Origin of the sequence: Mucilaginibacter sp. MD40, from assembly GCF_002288635.1 — a bacterium.
Taxonomy (GTDB): Bacteria; Bacteroidota; Bacteroidia; order Sphingobacteriales; family Sphingobacteriaceae; genus Mucilaginibacter.
The window spans coordinates 1,609,600-1,626,548 of record NZ_NRSW01000001.1; the positions used below are offsets into that span (position 1 = coordinate 1,609,600).

25 protein-coding genes are annotated in these 16,949 nt (G+C 43.3%); 21 read left to right on the forward strand and 4 right to left on the reverse strand.

Translation table 11 applies throughout. The features are described from left to right. The first annotated feature begins 1 nt into the window (after window position 1). From rplX to CKK33_RS07330, 21 genes are all read left to right on the forward strand, one after another. Window positions 2–346 (forward strand): 50S ribosomal protein L24, encoded by a 345-nt coding sequence (rplX, locus tag CKK33_RS07230; RefSeq protein WP_095703467.1) that lies wholly within the window; start codon window positions 2–4, stop codon window positions 344–346. After that, window positions 346–909 (forward strand): 50S ribosomal protein L5, encoded by a 564-nt coding sequence (rplE, locus tag CKK33_RS07235; protein ID WP_095703468.1) that lies wholly within the window; start codon window positions 346–348, stop codon window positions 907–909. The genes rplX and rplE overlap by 1 nt, the downstream gene beginning before the upstream one ends. Further along, a complete protein-coding gene (gene rpsN, locus CKK33_RS07240; protein ID WP_095703469.1) occupies window positions 902–1,171 on the forward strand; it encodes a 30S ribosomal protein S14 in 270 nt (89 codons plus the stop codon). Before rplE ends, rpsN begins: the two co-directional genes overlap by 8 nt. A 223-nt stretch (window positions 1,172–1,394) precedes the next feature. Further along, complete coding sequence (gene rpsH, locus CKK33_RS07245; RefSeq protein ID WP_233138275.1) at window positions 1,395–1,796, forward strand: 30S ribosomal protein S8; 402 nt, start codon at window positions 1,395–1,397, stop codon at window positions 1,794–1,796. A gap of 18 nt (window positions 1,797–1,814) precedes the next feature. Further along, on the forward strand, window positions 1,815–2,372 hold the full coding sequence (gene rplF / locus CKK33_RS07250) for a 50S ribosomal protein L6 (RefSeq protein ID WP_095703471.1): 558 nt from the start codon (window positions 1,815–1,817) through the stop codon (window positions 2,370–2,372). Next, window positions 2,372–2,722 carry a 50S ribosomal protein L18 gene (gene rplR, locus CKK33_RS07255; RefSeq protein WP_369803589.1) on the forward strand — a complete coding sequence of 117 codons (351 nt, stop codon included), beginning with the start codon at window positions 2,372–2,374 and terminating at the stop codon, window positions 2,720–2,722. The genes rplF and rplR overlap by 1 nt, the downstream gene beginning before the upstream one ends. Window positions 2,723–2,734: 12 nt before the next feature. Continuing rightward, complete coding sequence (gene rpsE / locus CKK33_RS07260) at window positions 2,735–3,253, forward strand: 30S ribosomal protein S5 (protein WP_095703473.1); 519 nt, start codon at window positions 2,735–2,737, stop codon at window positions 3,251–3,253. Window positions 3,254–3,259: 6 nt separating this feature from the next. Then, entirely contained in the window at window positions 3,260–3,439 is a 180-nt protein-coding gene (gene rpmD, locus CKK33_RS07265) for a 50S ribosomal protein L30 (protein ID WP_095703474.1), read from the forward strand. 4 nt (window positions 3,440–3,443) lie between these two features. Then, on the forward strand, window positions 3,444–3,890 hold the full coding sequence (rplO, locus tag CKK33_RS07270; protein ID WP_095703475.1) for a 50S ribosomal protein L15: 447 nt from the start codon (window positions 3,444–3,446) through the stop codon (window positions 3,888–3,890). A 5-nt stretch (window positions 3,891–3,895) separates the two neighbouring features. Beyond that, window positions 3,896–5,239 (forward strand): preprotein translocase subunit SecY, encoded by a 1,344-nt coding sequence (secY, locus tag CKK33_RS07275; protein ID WP_095703476.1) that lies wholly within the window; start codon window positions 3,896–3,898, stop codon window positions 5,237–5,239. 8 nt (window positions 5,240–5,247) lie between these two features. Then, window positions 5,248–6,033, forward strand: a complete 786-nt coding sequence (gene map, locus CKK33_RS07280) for a type I methionyl aminopeptidase (protein ID WP_095703477.1) — start codon at window positions 5,248–5,250, stop codon at window positions 6,031–6,033. A 71-nt stretch (window positions 6,034–6,104) separates the two neighbouring features. Continuing rightward, window positions 6,105–6,323, forward strand: a complete 219-nt coding sequence (gene infA, locus CKK33_RS07285) for a translation initiation factor IF-1 (protein WP_022833270.1) — start codon at window positions 6,105–6,107, stop codon at window positions 6,321–6,323. 8 nt (window positions 6,324–6,331) lie between these two features. Then, entirely contained in the window at window positions 6,332–6,448 is a 117-nt protein-coding gene (gene ykgO / locus CKK33_RS07290; RefSeq protein WP_022833269.1) for a type B 50S ribosomal protein L36, read from the forward strand. An 80-nt stretch (window positions 6,449–6,528) separates the two neighbouring features. Continuing rightward, window positions 6,529–6,906, forward strand: coding sequence for a 30S ribosomal protein S13 (gene rpsM, locus CKK33_RS07295; protein WP_095703478.1), 378 nt, complete (start codon window positions 6,529–6,531; stop codon window positions 6,904–6,906). Window positions 6,907–7,038: 132 nt separating this feature from the next. Then, window positions 7,039–7,428: a 30S ribosomal protein S11 gene (gene rpsK, locus CKK33_RS07300; RefSeq protein ID WP_095703479.1), complete on the forward strand. Its 390-nt coding sequence runs from the start codon at window positions 7,039–7,041 to the stop codon at window positions 7,426–7,428. 66 nt (window positions 7,429–7,494) lie between these two features. Further along, window positions 7,495–8,103, forward strand: a complete 609-nt coding sequence (gene rpsD, locus CKK33_RS07305) for a 30S ribosomal protein S4 (RefSeq protein WP_095703480.1) — start codon at window positions 7,495–7,497, stop codon at window positions 8,101–8,103. A 164-nt stretch (window positions 8,104–8,267) separates the two neighbouring features. Then, window positions 8,268–9,260 (forward strand): DNA-directed RNA polymerase subunit alpha, encoded by a 993-nt coding sequence (locus CKK33_RS07310; RefSeq protein ID WP_095703481.1) that lies wholly within the window; start codon window positions 8,268–8,270, stop codon window positions 9,258–9,260. A gap of 191 nt (window positions 9,261–9,451) precedes the next feature. After that, window positions 9,452–10,039 (forward strand): 50S ribosomal protein L17, encoded by a 588-nt coding sequence (gene rplQ, locus CKK33_RS07315; protein WP_095703482.1) that lies wholly within the window; start codon window positions 9,452–9,454, stop codon window positions 10,037–10,039. Between the two features lie 150 nt (window positions 10,040–10,189). Next, complete coding sequence (locus CKK33_RS07320) at window positions 10,190–11,926, forward strand: thiamine pyrophosphate-dependent enzyme (protein ID WP_095703483.1); 1,737 nt, start codon at window positions 10,190–10,192, stop codon at window positions 11,924–11,926. 4 nt (window positions 11,927–11,930) lie between these two features. Next, a complete protein-coding gene (locus CKK33_RS07325; RefSeq protein ID WP_095703484.1) occupies window positions 11,931–12,596 on the forward strand; it encodes a phosphatase PAP2 family protein in 666 nt (221 codons plus the stop codon). 36 nt (window positions 12,597–12,632) lie between these two features. Beyond that, the gene (locus tag CKK33_RS07330) at window positions 12,633–13,826 is read left to right on the forward strand and encodes a DUF1624 domain-containing protein (RefSeq protein ID WP_095703485.1); all 1,194 of its coding nucleotides are present in this window, start codon (window positions 12,633–12,635) and stop codon (window positions 13,824–13,826) included. On the opposite strand, the gene trxA is transcribed toward CKK33_RS07330, so the two are convergent. The 4 genes from trxA to CKK33_RS07350 all read right to left on the reverse strand — a co-directional run bounded on the left by trxA (window position 13,827) and on the right by CKK33_RS07350 (window position 16,946). After that, a complete protein-coding gene (gene trxA / locus CKK33_RS07335) occupies window positions 13,827–14,123 on the reverse strand; it encodes a thioredoxin (RefSeq protein WP_095703486.1) in 297 nt (98 codons plus the stop codon). A 63-nt stretch (window positions 14,124–14,186) separates the two neighbouring features. Beyond that, window positions 14,187–14,822, reverse strand: coding sequence for a TetR/AcrR family transcriptional regulator (locus CKK33_RS07340; protein WP_095703487.1), 636 nt, complete (start codon window positions 14,820–14,822; stop codon window positions 14,187–14,189). 222 nt (window positions 14,823–15,044) lie between these two features. Further along, the gene (locus tag CKK33_RS07345; RefSeq protein WP_095703488.1) at window positions 15,045–16,049 is read right to left on the reverse strand and encodes an MBL fold metallo-hydrolase; all 1,005 of its coding nucleotides are present in this window, start codon (window positions 16,047–16,049) and stop codon (window positions 15,045–15,047) included. Window positions 16,050–16,106: 57 nt separating this feature from the next. Beyond that, on the reverse strand, window positions 16,107–16,946 hold the full coding sequence (locus tag CKK33_RS07350) for an alpha/beta hydrolase (RefSeq protein ID WP_095703489.1): 840 nt from the start codon (window positions 16,944–16,946) through the stop codon (window positions 16,107–16,109). Window positions 16,947–16,949: the final 3 nt, after the last annotated feature.

Below are 16,949 nucleotides of genomic sequence, written 5' to 3' on the forward strand. Positions count from 1 at the left end.
TATGGAAAGCAAAAAGAACACAAAGCCAGCCAAATTAAAGATCCGTAAAGGTGATTTGGTACAGGTAATAGCCGGTGATGCTAAAGGCTCACAAGGTAAGGTAACTGAGGTTATCATTGACAAAAACAGGGCAGTGGTTGAAGGTGTGAACATGATTTCAAAACACACTAAACCAAATGCAGCCAACCCTAACGGCGGAATTGTAAAGCAGGAAGCTGCTATACACATTTCAAACCTGGCGCTGGTTGAGCCTAAAACAGGTAAACCAACCCGCGTTGGCCGTAAAGTAACCGATGCCGGCAAAATAGTAAGGGTATCAAAAAAATCAGGGGAGGAAATTAAGTAATGACTTACGTACCAAGATTAAAATCAAAGTATAAAGATGAGATCCGCACCGCGCTGAAAGATAAATTTCAGTACAAAAGCGTAATGCAGGTTCCTAAACTGGAGAAAATTGCCATTAACCAGGGTGTTGGCGGTGCTTCTACGGATAAAAAATTGATCGAGAACACCATTAACGAGCTAACCACCATTACCGGTCAGCAGGCAGTTGCTTCCAAATCAAAAAAGGATATCTCTAACTTTAAATTACGTAAAGGTATGCCAATTGGTGTACGCGTTACTTTACGTGATAACACCATGTATGAGTTCCTTGATCGTTTAATTGCTGTTGCTTTGCCACGTATCCGTGACTTCAAAGGTATTAACGATAAAGGTTTTGATGGCCGCGGTAACTACACTTTAGGTATATCAGAGCAGATCATCTTCCCGGAGATCAACATTGACAAGATCAACAAGATCCAGGGTATGGATATCACCTTTGTAACCTCTGCTACCAACGATGTTGAAGCATTGGAGTTACTTAAACAATTTGGATTACCATTTAAAAATCAAAATAGCAATGGCTAAAGAAGGCGTAAAGGCTCGTGAAGTAAAGCGTGCCAAATTAGTAGCAAAATTTGCTGAAAAAAGAGCAGCGTTAAAAGCAGCCGGTGATTACGAAGCATTAGACAAACTGCCTAAAGCAGCTTCTCCGGTAAAACTGCACAACCGTTGCAAATTAACCGGCCGCCCTCGTGGTTATATGCGCCAGTTTGGTATTTCGCGTGTTACATTCCGCGAAATGGCCTTAGCTGGTAAAATACCGGGAGTTAAAAAAGCAAGCTGGTAATAAAACTTAAAGGTGAGAGGTGAAAGGCCAAAGGTTAATAAAAGCCTTTTACCTTTAGCCTTTCACCTTATACCTACAATACGGGTCTTAAAAAGTTATTCAAAACATACCATAATATGTTTTGAATTTTTTTGTATTTTTGCGGCTCGAATTTTTTTTACGAATCAACCGGTAGAAGGTCGGCGGGGATGTTACCCGGAGGAAACCACTACCATAATCAATAATAATGAATACAGATCCAATCGCAGATTATCTTACAAGAGTAAGGAATGCTATTAAAGCCAACCACCGGGTTGTTGAAATTCCTGCATCAAATCTGAAAAAGGAAATCACTAAAGTGCTTTTCGAAAAAGGTTACATTGCTAACTACAAGTTTGAGGAAAATGGCCCGCAAGGAACCATTAAAGTGGCGTTGAAATACCACCCGATAACTAAAGTTCCTGCTATCCGCAGCATTAACCGTATCAGTAAACCAGGTTTGAGGAAATACGCCGGTATGGACACCATGCCACGTGTATTAAATGGTTTAGGTATCGCTATCCTTTCAACTTCTAAAGGTGTAATGACCGATAAAGAAGCACGTCAGCAAAACGTGGGGGGCGAAGTTTTATGCTACGTTTATTAAATAGGAGGAAATTAGAAAATGTCAAGAGTAGGAAAAGCACCTATAGCACTTGCCGGCGGCGTAACAGTTAGCGTATCAGCAGATAACGTAGTAACCGTTAAAGGCCCTAAAGGCGAGTTGCATCAGGCAGTTGATAGAGATATCACTATCGAGCAAGAAGGCGACCAGTTATTGGTTAAACGCCCTTCAGACCAAAAGCGCCACAAAGCCTTACACGGTTTATACCGCGCGCTTTTAAATAACATGGTAGTTGGTGTTACCACCGGTTACAAAATTGAGCAGGAGTTAGTAGGTGTGGGTTACCGCGCAACTAACCAAGGCAATACATTAGACTTAGTGTTGGGTTTCTCTCACCACTATGTATTTGAACTACCAAAAGAAATTAAAGTTACAACCACTGCTGAGAAGGGTAAAAACCCAACCATCATCCTGGAATCTAACGATAAACAACTGATTGGCCAGGTAGCGGCGAAAATACGCTCGTTACGTAAGCCAGAGCCTTACAAAGGTAAAGGTATCAAGTTCGTTGGCGAAGTATTAAGAAGAAAAGCAGGTAAATCAGCATCTAAAAAATAATCGTCATGAAATTATCAAGAAGAGACAGAATTAAAAAAGGTATCAGAAAACGCCTTTCTGGTTCAGCAGCACGCCCACGTTTATCTGTATTCAGAAGCAACAAAGGCATCTACGCACAAATTATTGACGATGTAACAGGTAAAACCTTAGTATCGGCTTCATCTTTATCAAAAGAGTTTACAGCCAATGGTACAAAGTCAGACCAATCAGTAGCAGTAGGTAAGTTAGTAGCTGAAAAAGCTAAAGCTGCCGGCATCACTGATGTAGTGTTTGACAGGAATGGTTACCTGTACCACGGCCGTATCAAATCACTGGCTGAAGGTGCACGTGAAGGTGGTTTAAACTTTTAATAAGAAAGAGAAATGTCAACAATCAACATAAAAAGAGTAAAATCAAGCGAGATCGAATTAAAAGACCGCTTGGTAAGCATACAGCGTGTTGCCAAAGTAACCAAAGGTGGCCGTACTTTCAGCTTCTCTGCCATTGTGGTAGTAGGTGATGAGAACGGTGTAGTAGGTTACGGCTTGGGTAAAGCTAAAGAGGTAACTGAAGCTATTGCTAAAGGTATTGATGATGCTAAAAAGAACCTGGTAAAGGTTCCTATCATCAACAGCACTATCCCTCATGATCAGATCGGTAAATTCAGCGGTGGTTTCGTTTATATTAAACCAGCTGCTAACGGTACCGGTGTTATTGCCGGTGGTGCGATGCGTGCTGTATTAGAAAGTGCAGGTGTACACAACGTATTGGCAAAATCTAAAGGTTCATCAAACCCGCACAACGTGGTTAAGGCAACCGTATCGGCTTTGGCTCAACTGCGCGACGCGCACACTGTAGCTCAGCAGCGCGGTATTAGTTTAGGTAAAGTGTTTAACGGATAATCAGTTATGTCGAAAATTAAAATAACTCAGATCAAGAGCGTTATCGACAGAAGCGAGCGCCAGAAAAAAACGGTTGAGGCCCTGGGCCTTAAGAGAATTAACCACAGTGTGGAAGTTGAGGCTACTGCAGCTATTATAGGTATGGTTAGAAAAGTTAACCACCTTGTAGCGGTAGAAAATATCTAATATCATGAATTTAAGTAATCTGAAACCTGCAGAAGGTTCTACCAAAAATAGGAAAAGAATTGGCCGTGGTACCGGTTCGGGCCGTGGCGGTACATCAACCCGTGGCCATAAAGGTGCCGGTTCACGTTCAGGTACATCTACTAAAGTAGGTTTTGAAGGTGGCCAGATGCCATTACAGCGCCGTGTACCTAAGGTTGGTTTTAAAAACCCTAACCGTGTAGAGTATGTTGGTGTAAATCTTGACGTGCTGCAAGCATTAACTGAAAAATTCTCTTTATCTTCAGTTGATTTTGATACGCTGAAACAACATGGTTTGGTGTCACGTAACGACGTAGTGAAAATCCTGGGTCGTGGTGAGTTAAAAGCCAAATTAGAGGTTAAGGCACATGCATTTACCGCTACTGCTCAAAAAGCAATTGAAGCAGCAGGTGGTACCATCGTTAAGTTGTAATTTCAATGAAGAAATTTTTCACCACATTATCCAACATCTGGAAAATTGAGGACCTAAGAGTGCGTATCATCAACACACTCTTATTTCTTCTGATCTATCGTGTTGGTTCATTTATAGTGTTGCCGGGTGTAAACGCGGCATCGCTTAATACATCACAAGCTAAAGAAGGCCTTGTAGGTTTGCTTAACATGTTTGCTGGAGGTTCGTTTGCGCGTTCCTCTATTTTCGCGTTAGGTGTAATGCCATATATCTCGGCCTCTATCGTGGTGCAATTGTTAGGTATTGCGGTACCTTACTTTATTAAATTACAAAAAGAGGGTGAAAGCGGACGTAACAAAATTAACCAGTGGACACGCTACCTAACCATCATTATCACAGCGGCACAGGCTATCGGTTACCTTAAATCACAGGTAAGCGCTGATGCTATGCTCATTTCAAACCCATACTTTACCATCTTAAATACCTGCGTTTTAACTGCCGGTACTTTATTTGTAATGTGGTTGGGTGAGAAAATAACTGATAAAGGTATAGGTAACGGTATATCGCTCATCATCATGGTGGGTATTATCGCGCAGTTGCCAAACGCGTTTGTGGTGGAGTTTGATTCGCGTACAACAGGTGCAGGCGGTTTAATTACCTTCATTGTTGAGATCGTAGCGCTGCTGGGTGTTATTATGTTCACTATCCTGATTGTGCAGGGTACACGTAAAATAGCTGTGCAATATGCAAAGCGTATTGTTGGCAATAAACAATATGGCGGCGTTCGCCAGTATATACCTTTAAAGGTAAATGCTGCGGGTGTTATGCCTATCATTTTCGCCCAGGCGTTAATGTTTATACCGGCAACTATTTCACAGTTTTTCCCTAAAGCGAGTTCAAGCGGTATTCTTATCGCTTTATCAAACTACAACTCTTGGGAGCATAACGTGGTATTCGCGATATTGATCATCCTGTTCACTTATTTTTATACCGCTATCACTATCAACCCTAAGCAAATGTCTGATGACATGAAAAAGAATGGTGGCTTTATACCGGGCGTAGCGCCTGGTAACCCAACTACCAGCTTTATTGATGATGTTATCTCTAAGATCACGTTGCCGGGTTCTATCTTTCTTGCTATAGTAGCCATTATACCGGCACTTGCAAGTATGGTAGGTGTAAGCAGTTTATTCGCGAGGTTCTTCGGTGGTACGTCACTTATCATTCTGGTAGGTGTAGTGCTTGATACCCTTCAGCAAGTTGAGAGTCACCTGTTAATGCGCCATTACGATGGTTTAATGAAAACAGGCAGGATCAAAGGTCGCACAAGCGTTCCGGCTGCATCGGGAGCAACCCCGCCAGTTATTTAATATTTTACATGTCAAAGATCCATTATAAGTCTGTCGAAGAGATAGAACTCATAAGAGAAAGTTCTTTACTTGTTTCAAAAACACTCGGGGAGGTAGCCAAGGTTATTGCCCCGGGTGTTACTACTTTAGAGCTGAACACACTTGCCGAAACGTTTATACGTGATAATGGCGGCGTGCCTGCTTTTCTTAATTATAACGGCTTCCCTTATTCATTATGTATTTCGCTTAACGACCAGGTGGTGCATGGTTTCCCAGGAAAGCATGTATTGGTTGATGGTGATATCGTATCGGTTGATTGCGGCGTGATATTGAATAAATATTATGGCGACTCAGCTTATACCTTTCCCATTGGTGAAATTGATGAAGCTACCAAAACCTTGTTACGGGTTACCAAAGAGTGCCTGGTAAAAGGTATTGAGAAGGCTGTTGTGGGTATGCGCATAGGCGATATCGGTTACGCGGTACAGGAACATGCCGAAAAGCATGGCTTTGGCGTAGTGAAGGAACTGGTAGGCCATGGAGTAGGATTGCAATTGCATGAGAAACCGGAAGTGCCAAATTACGGTAAACGTGGTGCGGGCATCAAGCTGGAGGAAGGTATGGTGATCGCTATTGAGCCCATGATCAACGGCGGCCGCGCCGGCGTTAAGTTTTGGGATGATGGATGGACGGTATCAACCGTAGATAAAAAACCATCGGCCCACTACGAGCATACTGTAGCGGTAAAAAAGGGCCAGGCAGATGTATTATCGACATTTTCGTATATCGAAAAAGTTTTAGAAGAAAAAAAATAATTAATAAAATATTTTTATTAATTTTGCGTCCCGCTTTGGTGGGCGGATAAACAAGTAATAATCAATAAAATATGGCAAAACAATCTTCGATTGAGCAGGACGGTACAATTCGCGAGGCATTATCTAATGCGATGTTTAGAGTTGAACTGGAAAACGGCCATGAGATTATTGCACACATATCCGGAAAAATGCGTATGCACTACATCAAAATCTTACCTGGCGACAGGGTAAAGCTGGAGATGAGCCCATACGACTTAACTAAGGGTAGGATAACCTATAGATATAAATAAGCAACGAGATGAAAGTTAGAGCATCCATTAAAAAGCGCAGCGCTGATTGCAAGATCATTCGCCGTAACGGGAAACTTTATGTTATCAACAAAAAGAATCCTAAGTTCAAACAGCGTCAGGGGTAATTAGAAAAACGAAAAACATTGGAGCGATTCGTACAACGGTAGCCGCCGTTCGGTCGTTCACTTAAAAACAATCAAAAAATATGGCAAGGATCTCCGGTATTGATTTACCAAAAAACAAAAGAGGCGAGATAGGCTTAACCTACATTTACGGTATTGGCCGTACAACAGCCCAGAACATTTTAACCCAGGCAGGTATTGATTTCAATACTAAAGTACAAGATTGGTCAGATGATCAGCTTACTGCCATCCGTACTATCATCAACGATCAAATTAAAGTTGAAGGTGCTTTACGTTCAGAAGTTCAATTGAACATCAAACGTTTAATGGATATAGGTTGCTACCGTGGTACACGTCACCGTAAAGGTTTACCTCTGCGTGGTCAGCGTACTAAAAACAACTCACGTACCCGTAAAGGTAAACGTAAGACAGTTGCTAACAAGAAAAAAGCTACTAAATAGTAAGTGATTAGTGATTAGAGAGCAGAGATTAGTTCCTTGCTCTCTGATCATTAGGAATATAATTAAATAAAAAGACTGGCGGGTCCTGATTATTAGGTAATCAAGTAATTCACCAGATCAATAATTAAGAAAATGGCTAAAACTAAAAAAGTTACCAAAAAACGTATCGTTGTTATCGAGCCAGTTGGCGAAGCGCATATCAACGCTACTTTTAACAACATCATCATCACCCTTACCAACAAAAACGGCCAGGCTATTTCATGGTCATCAGCTGGTAAAATGGGTTTCAAAGGTTCTAAAAAGAACACTCCTTACGCTGCCGGTCAGGCTGCTGCAGATTGCGGTAAAGTTGCTTATGACTTAGGTTTGCGTAAAGTTGAGGTGTTTGTTAAAGGCCCGGGTTCAGGCCGTGAGTCGGCTATCCGTACCCTGCAAACAACAGGTATCGAGGTAACTACCATTAAGGACATCACCCCGCTTCCGCATAACGGTTGCCGTCCATCAAAACGCAGAAGAGTTTAATTCACTAATTTTTAAAGCTAAGATTCAACAGCTGCGGGCTGTCTGATACTTTAAAACACACATACAATGGCAAGATATACAGGCCCAAAATCAAAGATCGCTCGTCGTTTCCGTGAACCAATTTTCGGTCCGGATAAAGCGTTAGAAAGAAAAAACTATGGCCCAGGTATGCATGGCGCTTCTAAAAGAAGAGGTAAGCAATCTGAGTACGCAGTACAGTTAATGGAAAAACAAAAAGTTAAATACACTTACGGTGTATTAGAGCGTCAGTTCGAAAACTTGTTCCACACTGCATCTGCTAAAGAAGGCATCACCGGTGAGAACTTGTTAAAGTTCCTGGAAGCACGTTTAGATAATGCTGTTTACCGTTTAGGTATCGCTACTACCCGTTCGGCTGCACGCCAATTGGTAGGCCACAAACACATTACAGTAAATGGTAATGTAGTTAACATTGCTTCTTACCAGGTAAAACCAGGCGACGTTATCGCTGTACGTGAGAAATCAAAATCTCTTGAGTCTATCACTAATTCAGTAGCTGGCCGTAAGGTTAACAAATATAGCTGGTTGGAGTGGGATGCTGCCGAGTTATCAGGCAAGTTCCTAAACTATCCAAACCGCGATGAAATTCCTGAGAACATCAAGGAGAACTTAATCGTCGAGTTGTACTCTAAATAAGATATGAGCTGGAGGATATGAGATTTGGGATTTTTCCCAAGTCTCATTTCTGGTTTCAGGTCAAAACAAAAAAATAAAGGGTAAGGAAAGATAGAAAACAGTAGTTCATACGGTTATCTAATCGATCCAAGCCCATAATCAAGTAACAATTAACCAAGATATAAATGGCAATTTTAGCATTTCAAAAACCAGATAAGGTTATCATGCAGAAATCGAACGATTTTGACGGTACATTTGAATTTCGTCCGTTAGAACCAGGCTTCGGTGTAACCATTGGTAATGCTCTGCGTCGTATCTTACTTTCTTCGTTAGAAGGTTTTGCCATTACATCTGTACGTATTTCAGGTGTAACGCATGAGTTTTCAACCATTAAAGGTGTTGTTGAAGACGTAACCGAGATTATCCTGAACCTTAAACAGGTTCGTTTCAAAAAAACAGGTGATTCTGGCGATAATGAAAAGATATTTGTGATCATCAACGGTCAGGATGCTTTTACAGCGGGTGATATCACTAAATTCTCAAACAACTTTACTGTACTGAACCCTGAGCTGGTTATCTGCAATATGGATTCATCAGTAACGCTTGAGGTAGAGCTAACTGTTGCTAAAGGCCGCGGTTATATCTCAAACGAAGAAAATAAAAACCCTGACGCTGCCGTAGGTGTGATAGCTATCGACTCTATCTTTACGCCTATCAAAAACGTTAAATACACTTTAGAAAACTATCGTGTAGAGCAAAAAACCGACTACGAGAAACTTATCCTTGATATTTCTACAGATGGTTCAATCCACCCGGAGGATGCATTGAAACAAGCTGCTAAGATTCTTATCCAGCACTTTATGCTGTTCTCTGATGAGAACATGATGCTTGAGGCGCAGGCTAAAGAAGAAACTAAAGAAGTAGATGAGGAAATACTGCACATGCGTAAGATCCTGAAAACCGAACTGGTTGACCTTGATCTTTCGGTACGTGCGCTTAACTGCTTAAAAGCTGCTGATATCCGCAGCCTTGCAGACTTAGTTTCTTACGACGTTGCTGATATGTTAAAATTCAGGAACTTCGGTAAAAAATCATTAACTGAGATACAGGACCTGGTTAAATCAAAAGGCTTATCTTTTGGTATGAACCTGTCTAAATTCAAGTTAGACGAAGAGTAATAGAGATTGGTGATTAGAGATTAAAGATTAGTTCTCGTCTTTAATCACCAATTTTTTTTATAATAGATCAGAGGATGATACAGTGACTAATCTCTGATCACTAATTAACCAGTCACTAACAACGCGTAATTCCGAGGGCTTGACGATAAACCGCCGCCCAACGGTATGCACGTGCCACAAACAACAAAAAAATGAGACACGGAAAAAAAGTTAACCACTTAGGCCGCACCGACAGCCACCGCAAAGCAATGATGTCTAACATGGCATCATCACTTATCCTGCACAAACGTATCACTACTACTTTAGCTAAAGCGAAAGCTTTACGTGTGTATGTTGAGCCTTTGTTAACAAAATCAAAAAACGATACTACTCACTCTCGCCGTACAGTGTTTAGCTATTTACAAGACAAAGACACTGTGAACATCTTGTTCCGTGAAGTTGCTGAGAAAATTGCTAACCGCCCGGGTGGTTACACTCGTATCGTTAAGTTAGAAAACCGTTTAGGTGACAACGCTGAAATGGCGATCATCGAGCTGGTTGACTACAACACAGTTTACGGTAAAGACGTAGCTGCTAAAACAGAGAAAAAATCACGTCGTCGTGGTGGTTCTGGTAAAGGTAAAGCTGCTGCTGCAACAACTGCCGCTCCTGCTGCAGAAGAAGTAGCTGTTGAAGAAACTGCTCCCGTAGCTGAAGCTACACCGGCAGTGGAAGAAACACCTGCTACCGAAGCTCCTGCTGCTTCTGACAAAGAAGAGAACGCTGAAAAAGGCGAGTAATTGATATTACTTCTTTAAGGTATAAAAGCCCTGGTGAATTTTCATCAGGGCTTTTTTGTTACTGTGCAATATGGTTTTGGCCATAGCTTTTGCTAAATATTTAAAACCCCGCTGTCTTTATCAGGTTTGTACTATATCAAATAGTATAGCATGGCTAAGATTGCAGACCAATTGGTAGAGATGCTGGTGAATGCCGGTATTAAACGTATATATGCCGTAACAGGCGATAGTTTAAATGAAGTGAATGACGCGGTGCGCAGGGAAGGCAGCATCCAGTGGATACACGTTCGTCACGAGGAAGCCGGTGCATATGCCGCCGGGGCTGAAGCGCAACTGACCGGTACACTGGCATGCTGCGCGGGGAGTAGTGGCCCCGGCCACGTACATTTGATAAACGGGCTGTATGATGCGCACCGTTCTGAGGCGCCGGTTATTGCCATTGCTTCAACCATATCCAGCTTTGAGTATGGTACCGAGTATTTCCAGGAAACCAATACCATAAAATTATTTGCAGATTGCAGCCACTATAACCAGGTAGCTACTACTCCTAAGCAGTTCCCGCGCATGATGCAGTCGGCTATACAGGCTGCGCTGCACCGCAAAGGTGTTGCTGTTGTTGGCCTGCCGGGCGATCTCACCAGCATGGATACCGAGGAGATCGCATCATCAACCGTAAATTATCATCCGGTGCCTGTTATACGCCCATCTGATGACGATATTCATAAATTGGCCAGCCTGCTTAACAAGCACCAGAAGATTACCATATTTTGTGGTATTGGGGCCGGGGAGGCACATGACGAGATAGTAGCGCTTTCACAAAAGCTGCATGCTCCGGTGGCCTATTCGTTCCGTTCAAAAATGCATATCCAGTATAATAACCCGTACGAGGTAGGGATGACCGGCTTGCTTGGCCTGCCGTCAGCCTATCATAGCATGCATGAGAGCGATCTGTTGATATTACTGGGGACAGATTTTCCTTACACACCTTTTATGCCTACCGATTGCAAAATTGTGCAGGTGGATATTAAGCCGGAACGTATTGGCCGACGCGCTAAAGTAGATGTTGGCCTTAACGGCGATATTAAGGATACGCTTACCGCATTGTTACCGCTGGTAGAACAACACCAGGACAATAGTTTTGCCAAAGCGCAATTGGAATTTTATGCGCAGGTAAAAGAAAACATGCGTATTTATGTTGAGGATAAAGGTAAAAAGGATGATATTCACCCCGAGTATGTGGCAACTTTGTTAGATGAAATAGCGGCCGACGACGCTATTTTTACGGTTGATACGGGCATGTCATGCGTTTGGGGATCCCGTTACATAAATGCTACGGGTAAGCGCCGTATGATAGGTTCTTTTAACCATGGCTCAATGGCTAATGCCATGCCGCAAGCCATTGGTGCGGCACTTGCCTTCCCCGACAGGCAGGTAGTAGCACTTTGCGGAGATGGTGGGCTATCCATGTTACTGGGGGACCTTGCTACAATTACGCAGTATAACCTTCCTGTTAAAATTGTGGTGTTCAATAACCGTTCGTTAGGTATGGTAAAGCTGGAAATGCAGGTAGCCGGTTTACCCGACTGGCAAACCGATATGCAAAACCCCGACTTTGCCATGGTTGCCAAGGCGATGGGGATTAAAGGCATTACCATTAATGACCCCGACGAAGCTAAACACAGCCTGCGCGAGGCCTTTCTTTATAATGGACCGGTGCTGATCAACGTAATGACCGATCCTAACGCCTTGGCCATGCCGCCCAAAGTGGAACTAAGCCAGGTAAAGGGTATGGCAGTATCTATGACCAAGCTAATGCTTAACGGCCGTATGGACGAGGTTATTGATACCATTAAAGCAAATTATAAACATTTAAAAGACCTCATCTAAACACATGAATAAACGCAGGCAGCGTTTAATGCTATGGGTTGTACTCTTGATTACAGCAGGCTTTGTATCCCTGTCGGTCTTTGTGCATATCTACCCCGATCTTTCAATAGACCTTCGGTTATCACGCGATATACAGCGCCACCAGAACTCGTTTATAGACGCGCTGATGTATGCGATCAGCACGCCGGGCTATATGCCTGAGTCTGTTATTATGGTTGGGCTTACTGCTCTGCTATTTTTCTTGTGTAAATACAAAAAGGCGGCGGGGTTTATTTTGCTTACAGGGGTGAGTGGGCTGGTAAGTACCATAGTTAAGGTGCTGGTTAACCGCCCGAGACCTTCAGATACGTTGGTGCGTATAGTAAAAAAAACGGCCCAGCAAAGTTTCCCGAGTGGGCATGTGCTGTTTTATGTGGTGTTTTTTGGTTTTATGATGCTGCTGATGATGCAACTGGAGGGTGTGCCTAAATGGATAAAGTACCCCATAATCGTTATTAGCGCGTTCCTGATATTTACCATACCGGTATCGCGTATTTATTTGGGCGCGCATTGGTTTACGGATGTAGTAGGCGGCTTTTTATTAGGGCTGATATGCTTGTATGTGTTATCGTGGTTTTACCTGCGCAAGCCGGCCAATGCTGCAGAGGCCCCTGTTGCCGAAACTAAATAATATTTGTAATTTCAGGCTACCCAAATCCTGAAAGCAATGACTGTCACTACTTTATCTACCAAGCAAAGGATAGCCTCTATTGATATACTTCGCGGTGTAATTATGCTGGTAATGGCGCTTGATCATGTGCGCGATTTCCTGCACCACGGCGCCATGTTCTCCGACCCCACAGATCTTAAAACAACCACTCCGGCTATATTCTTCACCCGGTTCATTACCCATTTTTGCGCACCGATATTTGTTTTTCTAAGCGGTGTATCAGCTTACCTTGTAAGCACCCGCCGCACAAAAAGCGAATTAAGCGGCTTCCTGATCAAACGCGGGATATGGCTGGTTTTTGTGGAGATCATATTGATATCATTCGCGTTTTCACTTAATCCGCTTTTCAACAGCATTGCCCTGCAGGTGATATGGGTGATCGGTATCAGCATGATATTGTTAGGATTATTGATATGGTTGCCGGTGCGGGTTATTGGCGTAATAGGGATACTCCTCATTGCAGGGCATGACCTGATCACGCCTGTAAGCGCCATACCAAATAGTACCGGAGATGTTTTGCTAAAGCTATTTTTTACAGCGAAGGGAACACTATTCTTCTTAGATAAAACTCACATTGTGTTCGATCTGTATGCTATTTTGCCATGGACGGGTATCATGTTTCTTGGTTATTTATTCGGCACGCTCTACAAAAGCGGTTACAATCCGGCAAGCCGCAGGCGGTTCTTATTAATAGGTTCGGCGTCGTTATTCGTACTGTTTGTGGTTTTAAGGGTACTCAACGGGTATGGCGACCCCGCTCCGTGGTCGGTTCAAAGAAACCCTGTTTTTACAGTAATATCGTTCTTAAATATCAGTAAATACCCGCCATCCCTTATGTATTGTTGTTTAACATTATCAGTAGGCCTAATGGTGTTGGCACTTACAGAGAATGTTTCAGGTAAGTTGGTGGAGTTTTTTAAGACTTACGGCAGCGTGCCATTTTTTTACTACGTGCTGCACTTTTACCTCATACGCATCATAACCGTTATCGTGTTCTTTTTACAGGGCTTCAAAACCTCGCAGATCATTACGCCTAACGATCCGTTCTTGTTTACGCCGCCTCATATGGGTTTTAGCCTTAAGGTAGCATACCTATTCTGGCTGGGTGTAATACTGATACTATACTACCCTTGCAAATGGTTTTCAAAATACAAGAAAACTCACCGGCAGTGGTGGTTAAGCTATTTATAGTTATATGTACTGCTGCAACACCTGCTGCAATTGCGAAGCCTGTAATACGCCGCTTTGCCGCCATTTGCTTTGGCCTTTCTGGAAGATCATTAACGTAGGTACGCTTTGTACATGATATGCGCTGGCGGCTGACGGGTTTTTGTCAATGTCGATTTTTATGATGGTGACCTTATCACCCAGCGCGTCTTTTACCTGCTTTAAAATAGGGGGCATCATTTGGCATGGGCCGCACCATTCGGCAGAAAAGTCAACCAGGACGGGCTTGTCAGAGGCGATTATATCTTTAAAGTTTGCCATAACATCACTTGTTTAATAGTATTAACGCTAAAGGTGGTGATACGTTTGAAAAAAAAAGGCCAGTTAAAGGCCTTCGTAGGTTTTATCGATCAGGAAGGCAAGTGCCTCCTCTATTTTTTTCCTGCCGCCTGTTGTTGCCAGGTCGATACCGCAAAAAGTTGACCCGTTTAATTCGGCGAATAAATTTAAATAATAGGTGCCTGCGATAATTACCGCCATTATTGCCCTGTAAGCTTCGGCGTTATCAGCAAAATGCGGGTCGGTAATGCCTTGTAATAATACCTCACCGTTTGCTTCCTGTCTGGCGGTAAGGGTTTTTAACGCATCGCGCTCTTCGGATAAACGCCAAAGCAAAATTTTCTGAAACTCAGGGTTTTGATGCACATAATCAAATTGCGCCAGTACCATCTGCTTTACAAAGTCATGGCCGCCATTAGGGAACTCAGTTGGTAGTTTATCGCCTTTAACATTACTCCAGAAATCAAGCGAACTTATATACTCATCCAGCAATCCATTTAGGCTGCCGAAATAATTGTAGATCATTTTTTTATCCATGCCCGCCACTGCGGCCACACGGTTTACACCAAGTGTGCTAAAGCCGCCAGTCTTGATGATCTTGCCAACAGCTTTCAATAATTTTTGCTTGCTGCGGTCCTTGTTACGGGTAACGGCTTGCTGCGTTTTTTTTGTTGTAGCCATTGTTAAAGGATGTTTTGCCAAAAATGTTGAAAAGTTGAAACAAAAATAAGTCACCAAATAGTGACTTATTTAATTTTTTATATAATATTTGTATGTCCTTAAGGCGTAACGGCTAATGGAGATATTTGAAAATACGCAGAATTATATTAACAAACAATAAAAACAGACCTCCTAAATCTTGTGCAATTAAAGGCTATCTCGTAATGAGTGGCCTTTTTGTTTTTATTCGTCTTCACTCATAAACCGTTTCCACCAGTTAGAATTGTAAGGTCCTGTAACATCGGTAGGCTGCCCTGGTTCTGGTAACAGCAGGTCAATGTTTTTTTGCAGGCCAAATTCCACCAGTTTTTCGCCGGGCTCATACCAGGCGTGGGGTGCCAGGTTAAAAGTAGCCCAGTGTATAGGCATCATCAGTTTTCCCTTTAAGGCCAGGTGGGCGTTGCTGGCATTGTCAGGGCCCATGTGTATGTCCGGCCAGTATTTGCCGTAAGCGCCAATTTCAAGCAGGGTAAGGTCAAAAGGGCCATAGGCTTCGCCGATCTTCTCAAAATCAGGCGACCAGCCGGAATCCGCGCCAAAGTATATATTATGTTGCGGGCCTTTGATCACGAATGATGCCCAAAGCGTTTCATTACGGTGGGTAATGCCCCTGCCCGAAAAATGCCTGGAAGGGCAGGCGGTTATACTGCAATTTTTAATGGTCACTACATCGCCCCAGTCAACCTCATGTATAAGTTGCGGCGATATACCCCACTTTACCAGATAGTTTGCTACTCCCAATGGGGTAATAAAAGGAATATCTTTACCGGCGAAGAAACGTATGGTAGCCTCGTCGAGATGGTCGTAATGATCATGTGAGCAAATGACCACATCAATAGGAGGAAGCTGTTCAAGCGGCAGCGGCGGCTGAAAAAAGCGTTTAGGACCTATGAGTTGAGAGAAGGAAACCCGCTGGCTCCATACCGGGTCGGTGAGTATACGGATGCCGTCTATCTCGATGATCAGGCTGGAATGGCCAATCCAGGTAATACGCATGCCGTTTGCAGGAGCAGTTTGATAAATACTTATATCCGTCTTAAATGGACCTAATGGCTTTTTGGGAGTATTTTCCGCCTTGGTATTGATATATTCTTTCAGAATAGGGATCATCACATCAAGCCCGCCTTCCTTTGTTGGGATGGTATTGATAAACTTAGGGCCTTCTTTGCGTGATTTGGGTATGCTCATGCCACAAGTATAAACGGTTTTGACCGTTAAGTAAAAATGGTCAGTATTTATTTTACTTTAAGATGTTTTACCGGCAAAAAAAGCTATCGCGGTATTAGCGCATTGCTCCAGTTGCAGGGTTAAGGTATTGGCAAGATAAGGGTGCGTGGCATTAAACACATGGTCGGCATTATTTATCACTACAAATTCCGCCCTGGGTTGAGCTTGTTGTAGCTCACGGCCGTGGGCCAACGGTACACTGGTATCCTTATCGCCATGGATGATGAGCCAGGGCTGGGTGATTTCCGCGGCTTTGCGCGGGATATCTAAGCGGGCCGGGTTTTTCTCCAGATCTTCCAGCATGGTTACACAGTAGGGCATGTCCTGTCCGGTACGCGCGTTTTTCATATACATTACACCTTGCAGCCGCCACTGCTCCTCTGCCTGTTTCGGCCATAGGTTGTAAAAGCTGCTGATTGCAGCCATCGTCACTAATTTCTTAATGCGGCTATCTTCGGCGGTTTTAACGATGCTGATGCCGCCCCCCATACTATGCCCTATCAGGCAAACGCCATCGGCGGCAGGTATGGCCGAGCCGCTGCAGGCAAAATCGATAACGTTCTTCAGATCATCCAGCTCAATGGAAAAGGTGTTATCGCCAAAGGCTATCAGGTCGGCAAATTCGGTGAGGTGATCGGGTGTAGTGCCGTTATGTGAGAAGTTAAACTTAAGAAACCTGAATCCATTCTCTGCAAAACGGCGCGCTACCAAATGATGCGCGCCCCAGTCCTTAAACCCACGTATACCGTGCGCAAATATTACCAGTGGCGCCTTTGGGGAAATATCATCATAAGTAAGGTCGGCGGTAATGGGCCTGCCCTTGGCGCCGGGTATGGTGTATTGCTCGGTAAGGATCATGTG

Excerpts from the sequence above, each read along its gene's own strand:
- rplX (WP_095703467.1), top strand. The coding sequence starts at position 2 with ATGGAAAGCAAAAAGAACACAAAGCCAGCCAAATTAAAGATCCGTAAA.
- rplE (WP_095703468.1), top strand. The coding sequence starts at position 346 with ATGACTTACGTACCAAGATTAAAATCAAAGTATAAAGATGAGATCCGC.
- rpsN (WP_095703469.1), top strand. The coding sequence starts at position 902 with ATGGCTAAAGAAGGCGTAAAGGCTCGTGAAGTAAAGCGTGCCAAATTA.
- rplF (WP_095703471.1), top strand. The coding sequence starts at position 1,815 with ATGTCAAGAGTAGGAAAAGCACCTATAGCACTTGCCGGCGGCGTAACA.
- rpsE (WP_095703473.1), top strand. The coding sequence starts at position 2,735 with ATGTCAACAATCAACATAAAAAGAGTAAAATCAAGCGAGATCGAATTA.
- rpmD (WP_095703474.1), top strand. The coding sequence starts at position 3,260 with ATGTCGAAAATTAAAATAACTCAGATCAAGAGCGTTATCGACAGAAGC.
- rplO (WP_095703475.1), top strand. The coding sequence starts at position 3,444 with ATGAATTTAAGTAATCTGAAACCTGCAGAAGGTTCTACCAAAAATAGG.
- secY (WP_095703476.1), top strand. The coding sequence starts at position 3,896 with ATGAAGAAATTTTTCACCACATTATCCAACATCTGGAAAATTGAGGAC.
- map (WP_095703477.1), top strand. The coding sequence starts at position 5,248 with ATGTCAAAGATCCATTATAAGTCTGTCGAAGAGATAGAACTCATAAGA.
- infA (WP_022833270.1), top strand. The coding sequence starts at position 6,105 with ATGGCAAAACAATCTTCGATTGAGCAGGACGGTACAATTCGCGAGGCA.
- ykgO (WP_022833269.1), top strand. The coding sequence starts at position 6,332 with ATGAAAGTTAGAGCATCCATTAAAAAGCGCAGCGCTGATTGCAAGATC.
- rpsM (WP_095703478.1), top strand. The coding sequence starts at position 6,529 with ATGGCAAGGATCTCCGGTATTGATTTACCAAAAAACAAAAGAGGCGAG.
- rpsK (WP_095703479.1), top strand. The coding sequence starts at position 7,039 with ATGGCTAAAACTAAAAAAGTTACCAAAAAACGTATCGTTGTTATCGAG.
- rpsD (WP_095703480.1), top strand. The coding sequence starts at position 7,495 with ATGGCAAGATATACAGGCCCAAAATCAAAGATCGCTCGTCGTTTCCGT.
- CKK33_RS07310 (WP_095703481.1), top strand. The coding sequence starts at position 8,268 with ATGGCAATTTTAGCATTTCAAAAACCAGATAAGGTTATCATGCAGAAA.
- rplQ (WP_095703482.1), top strand. The coding sequence starts at position 9,452 with ATGAGACACGGAAAAAAAGTTAACCACTTAGGCCGCACCGACAGCCAC.
- CKK33_RS07320 (WP_095703483.1), top strand. The coding sequence starts at position 10,190 with ATGGCTAAGATTGCAGACCAATTGGTAGAGATGCTGGTGAATGCCGGT.
- CKK33_RS07325 (WP_095703484.1), top strand. The coding sequence starts at position 11,931 with ATGAATAAACGCAGGCAGCGTTTAATGCTATGGGTTGTACTCTTGATT.
- CKK33_RS07330 (WP_095703485.1), top strand. The coding sequence starts at position 12,633 with ATGACTGTCACTACTTTATCTACCAAGCAAAGGATAGCCTCTATTGAT.
- trxA (WP_095703486.1), bottom strand. The coding sequence starts at position 14,123 with ATGGCAAACTTTAAAGATATAATCGCCTCTGACAAGCCCGTCCTGGTT.
- CKK33_RS07340 (WP_095703487.1), bottom strand. The coding sequence starts at position 14,822 with ATGGCTACAACAAAAAAAACGCAGCAAGCCGTTACCCGTAACAAGGAC.
- CKK33_RS07345 (WP_095703488.1), bottom strand. The coding sequence starts at position 16,049 with ATGAGCATACCCAAATCACGCAAAGAAGGCCCTAAGTTTATCAATACC.
- CKK33_RS07350 (WP_095703489.1), bottom strand. The coding sequence starts at position 16,946 with ATGATCCTTACCGAGCAATACACCATACCCGGCGCCAAGGGCAGGCCC.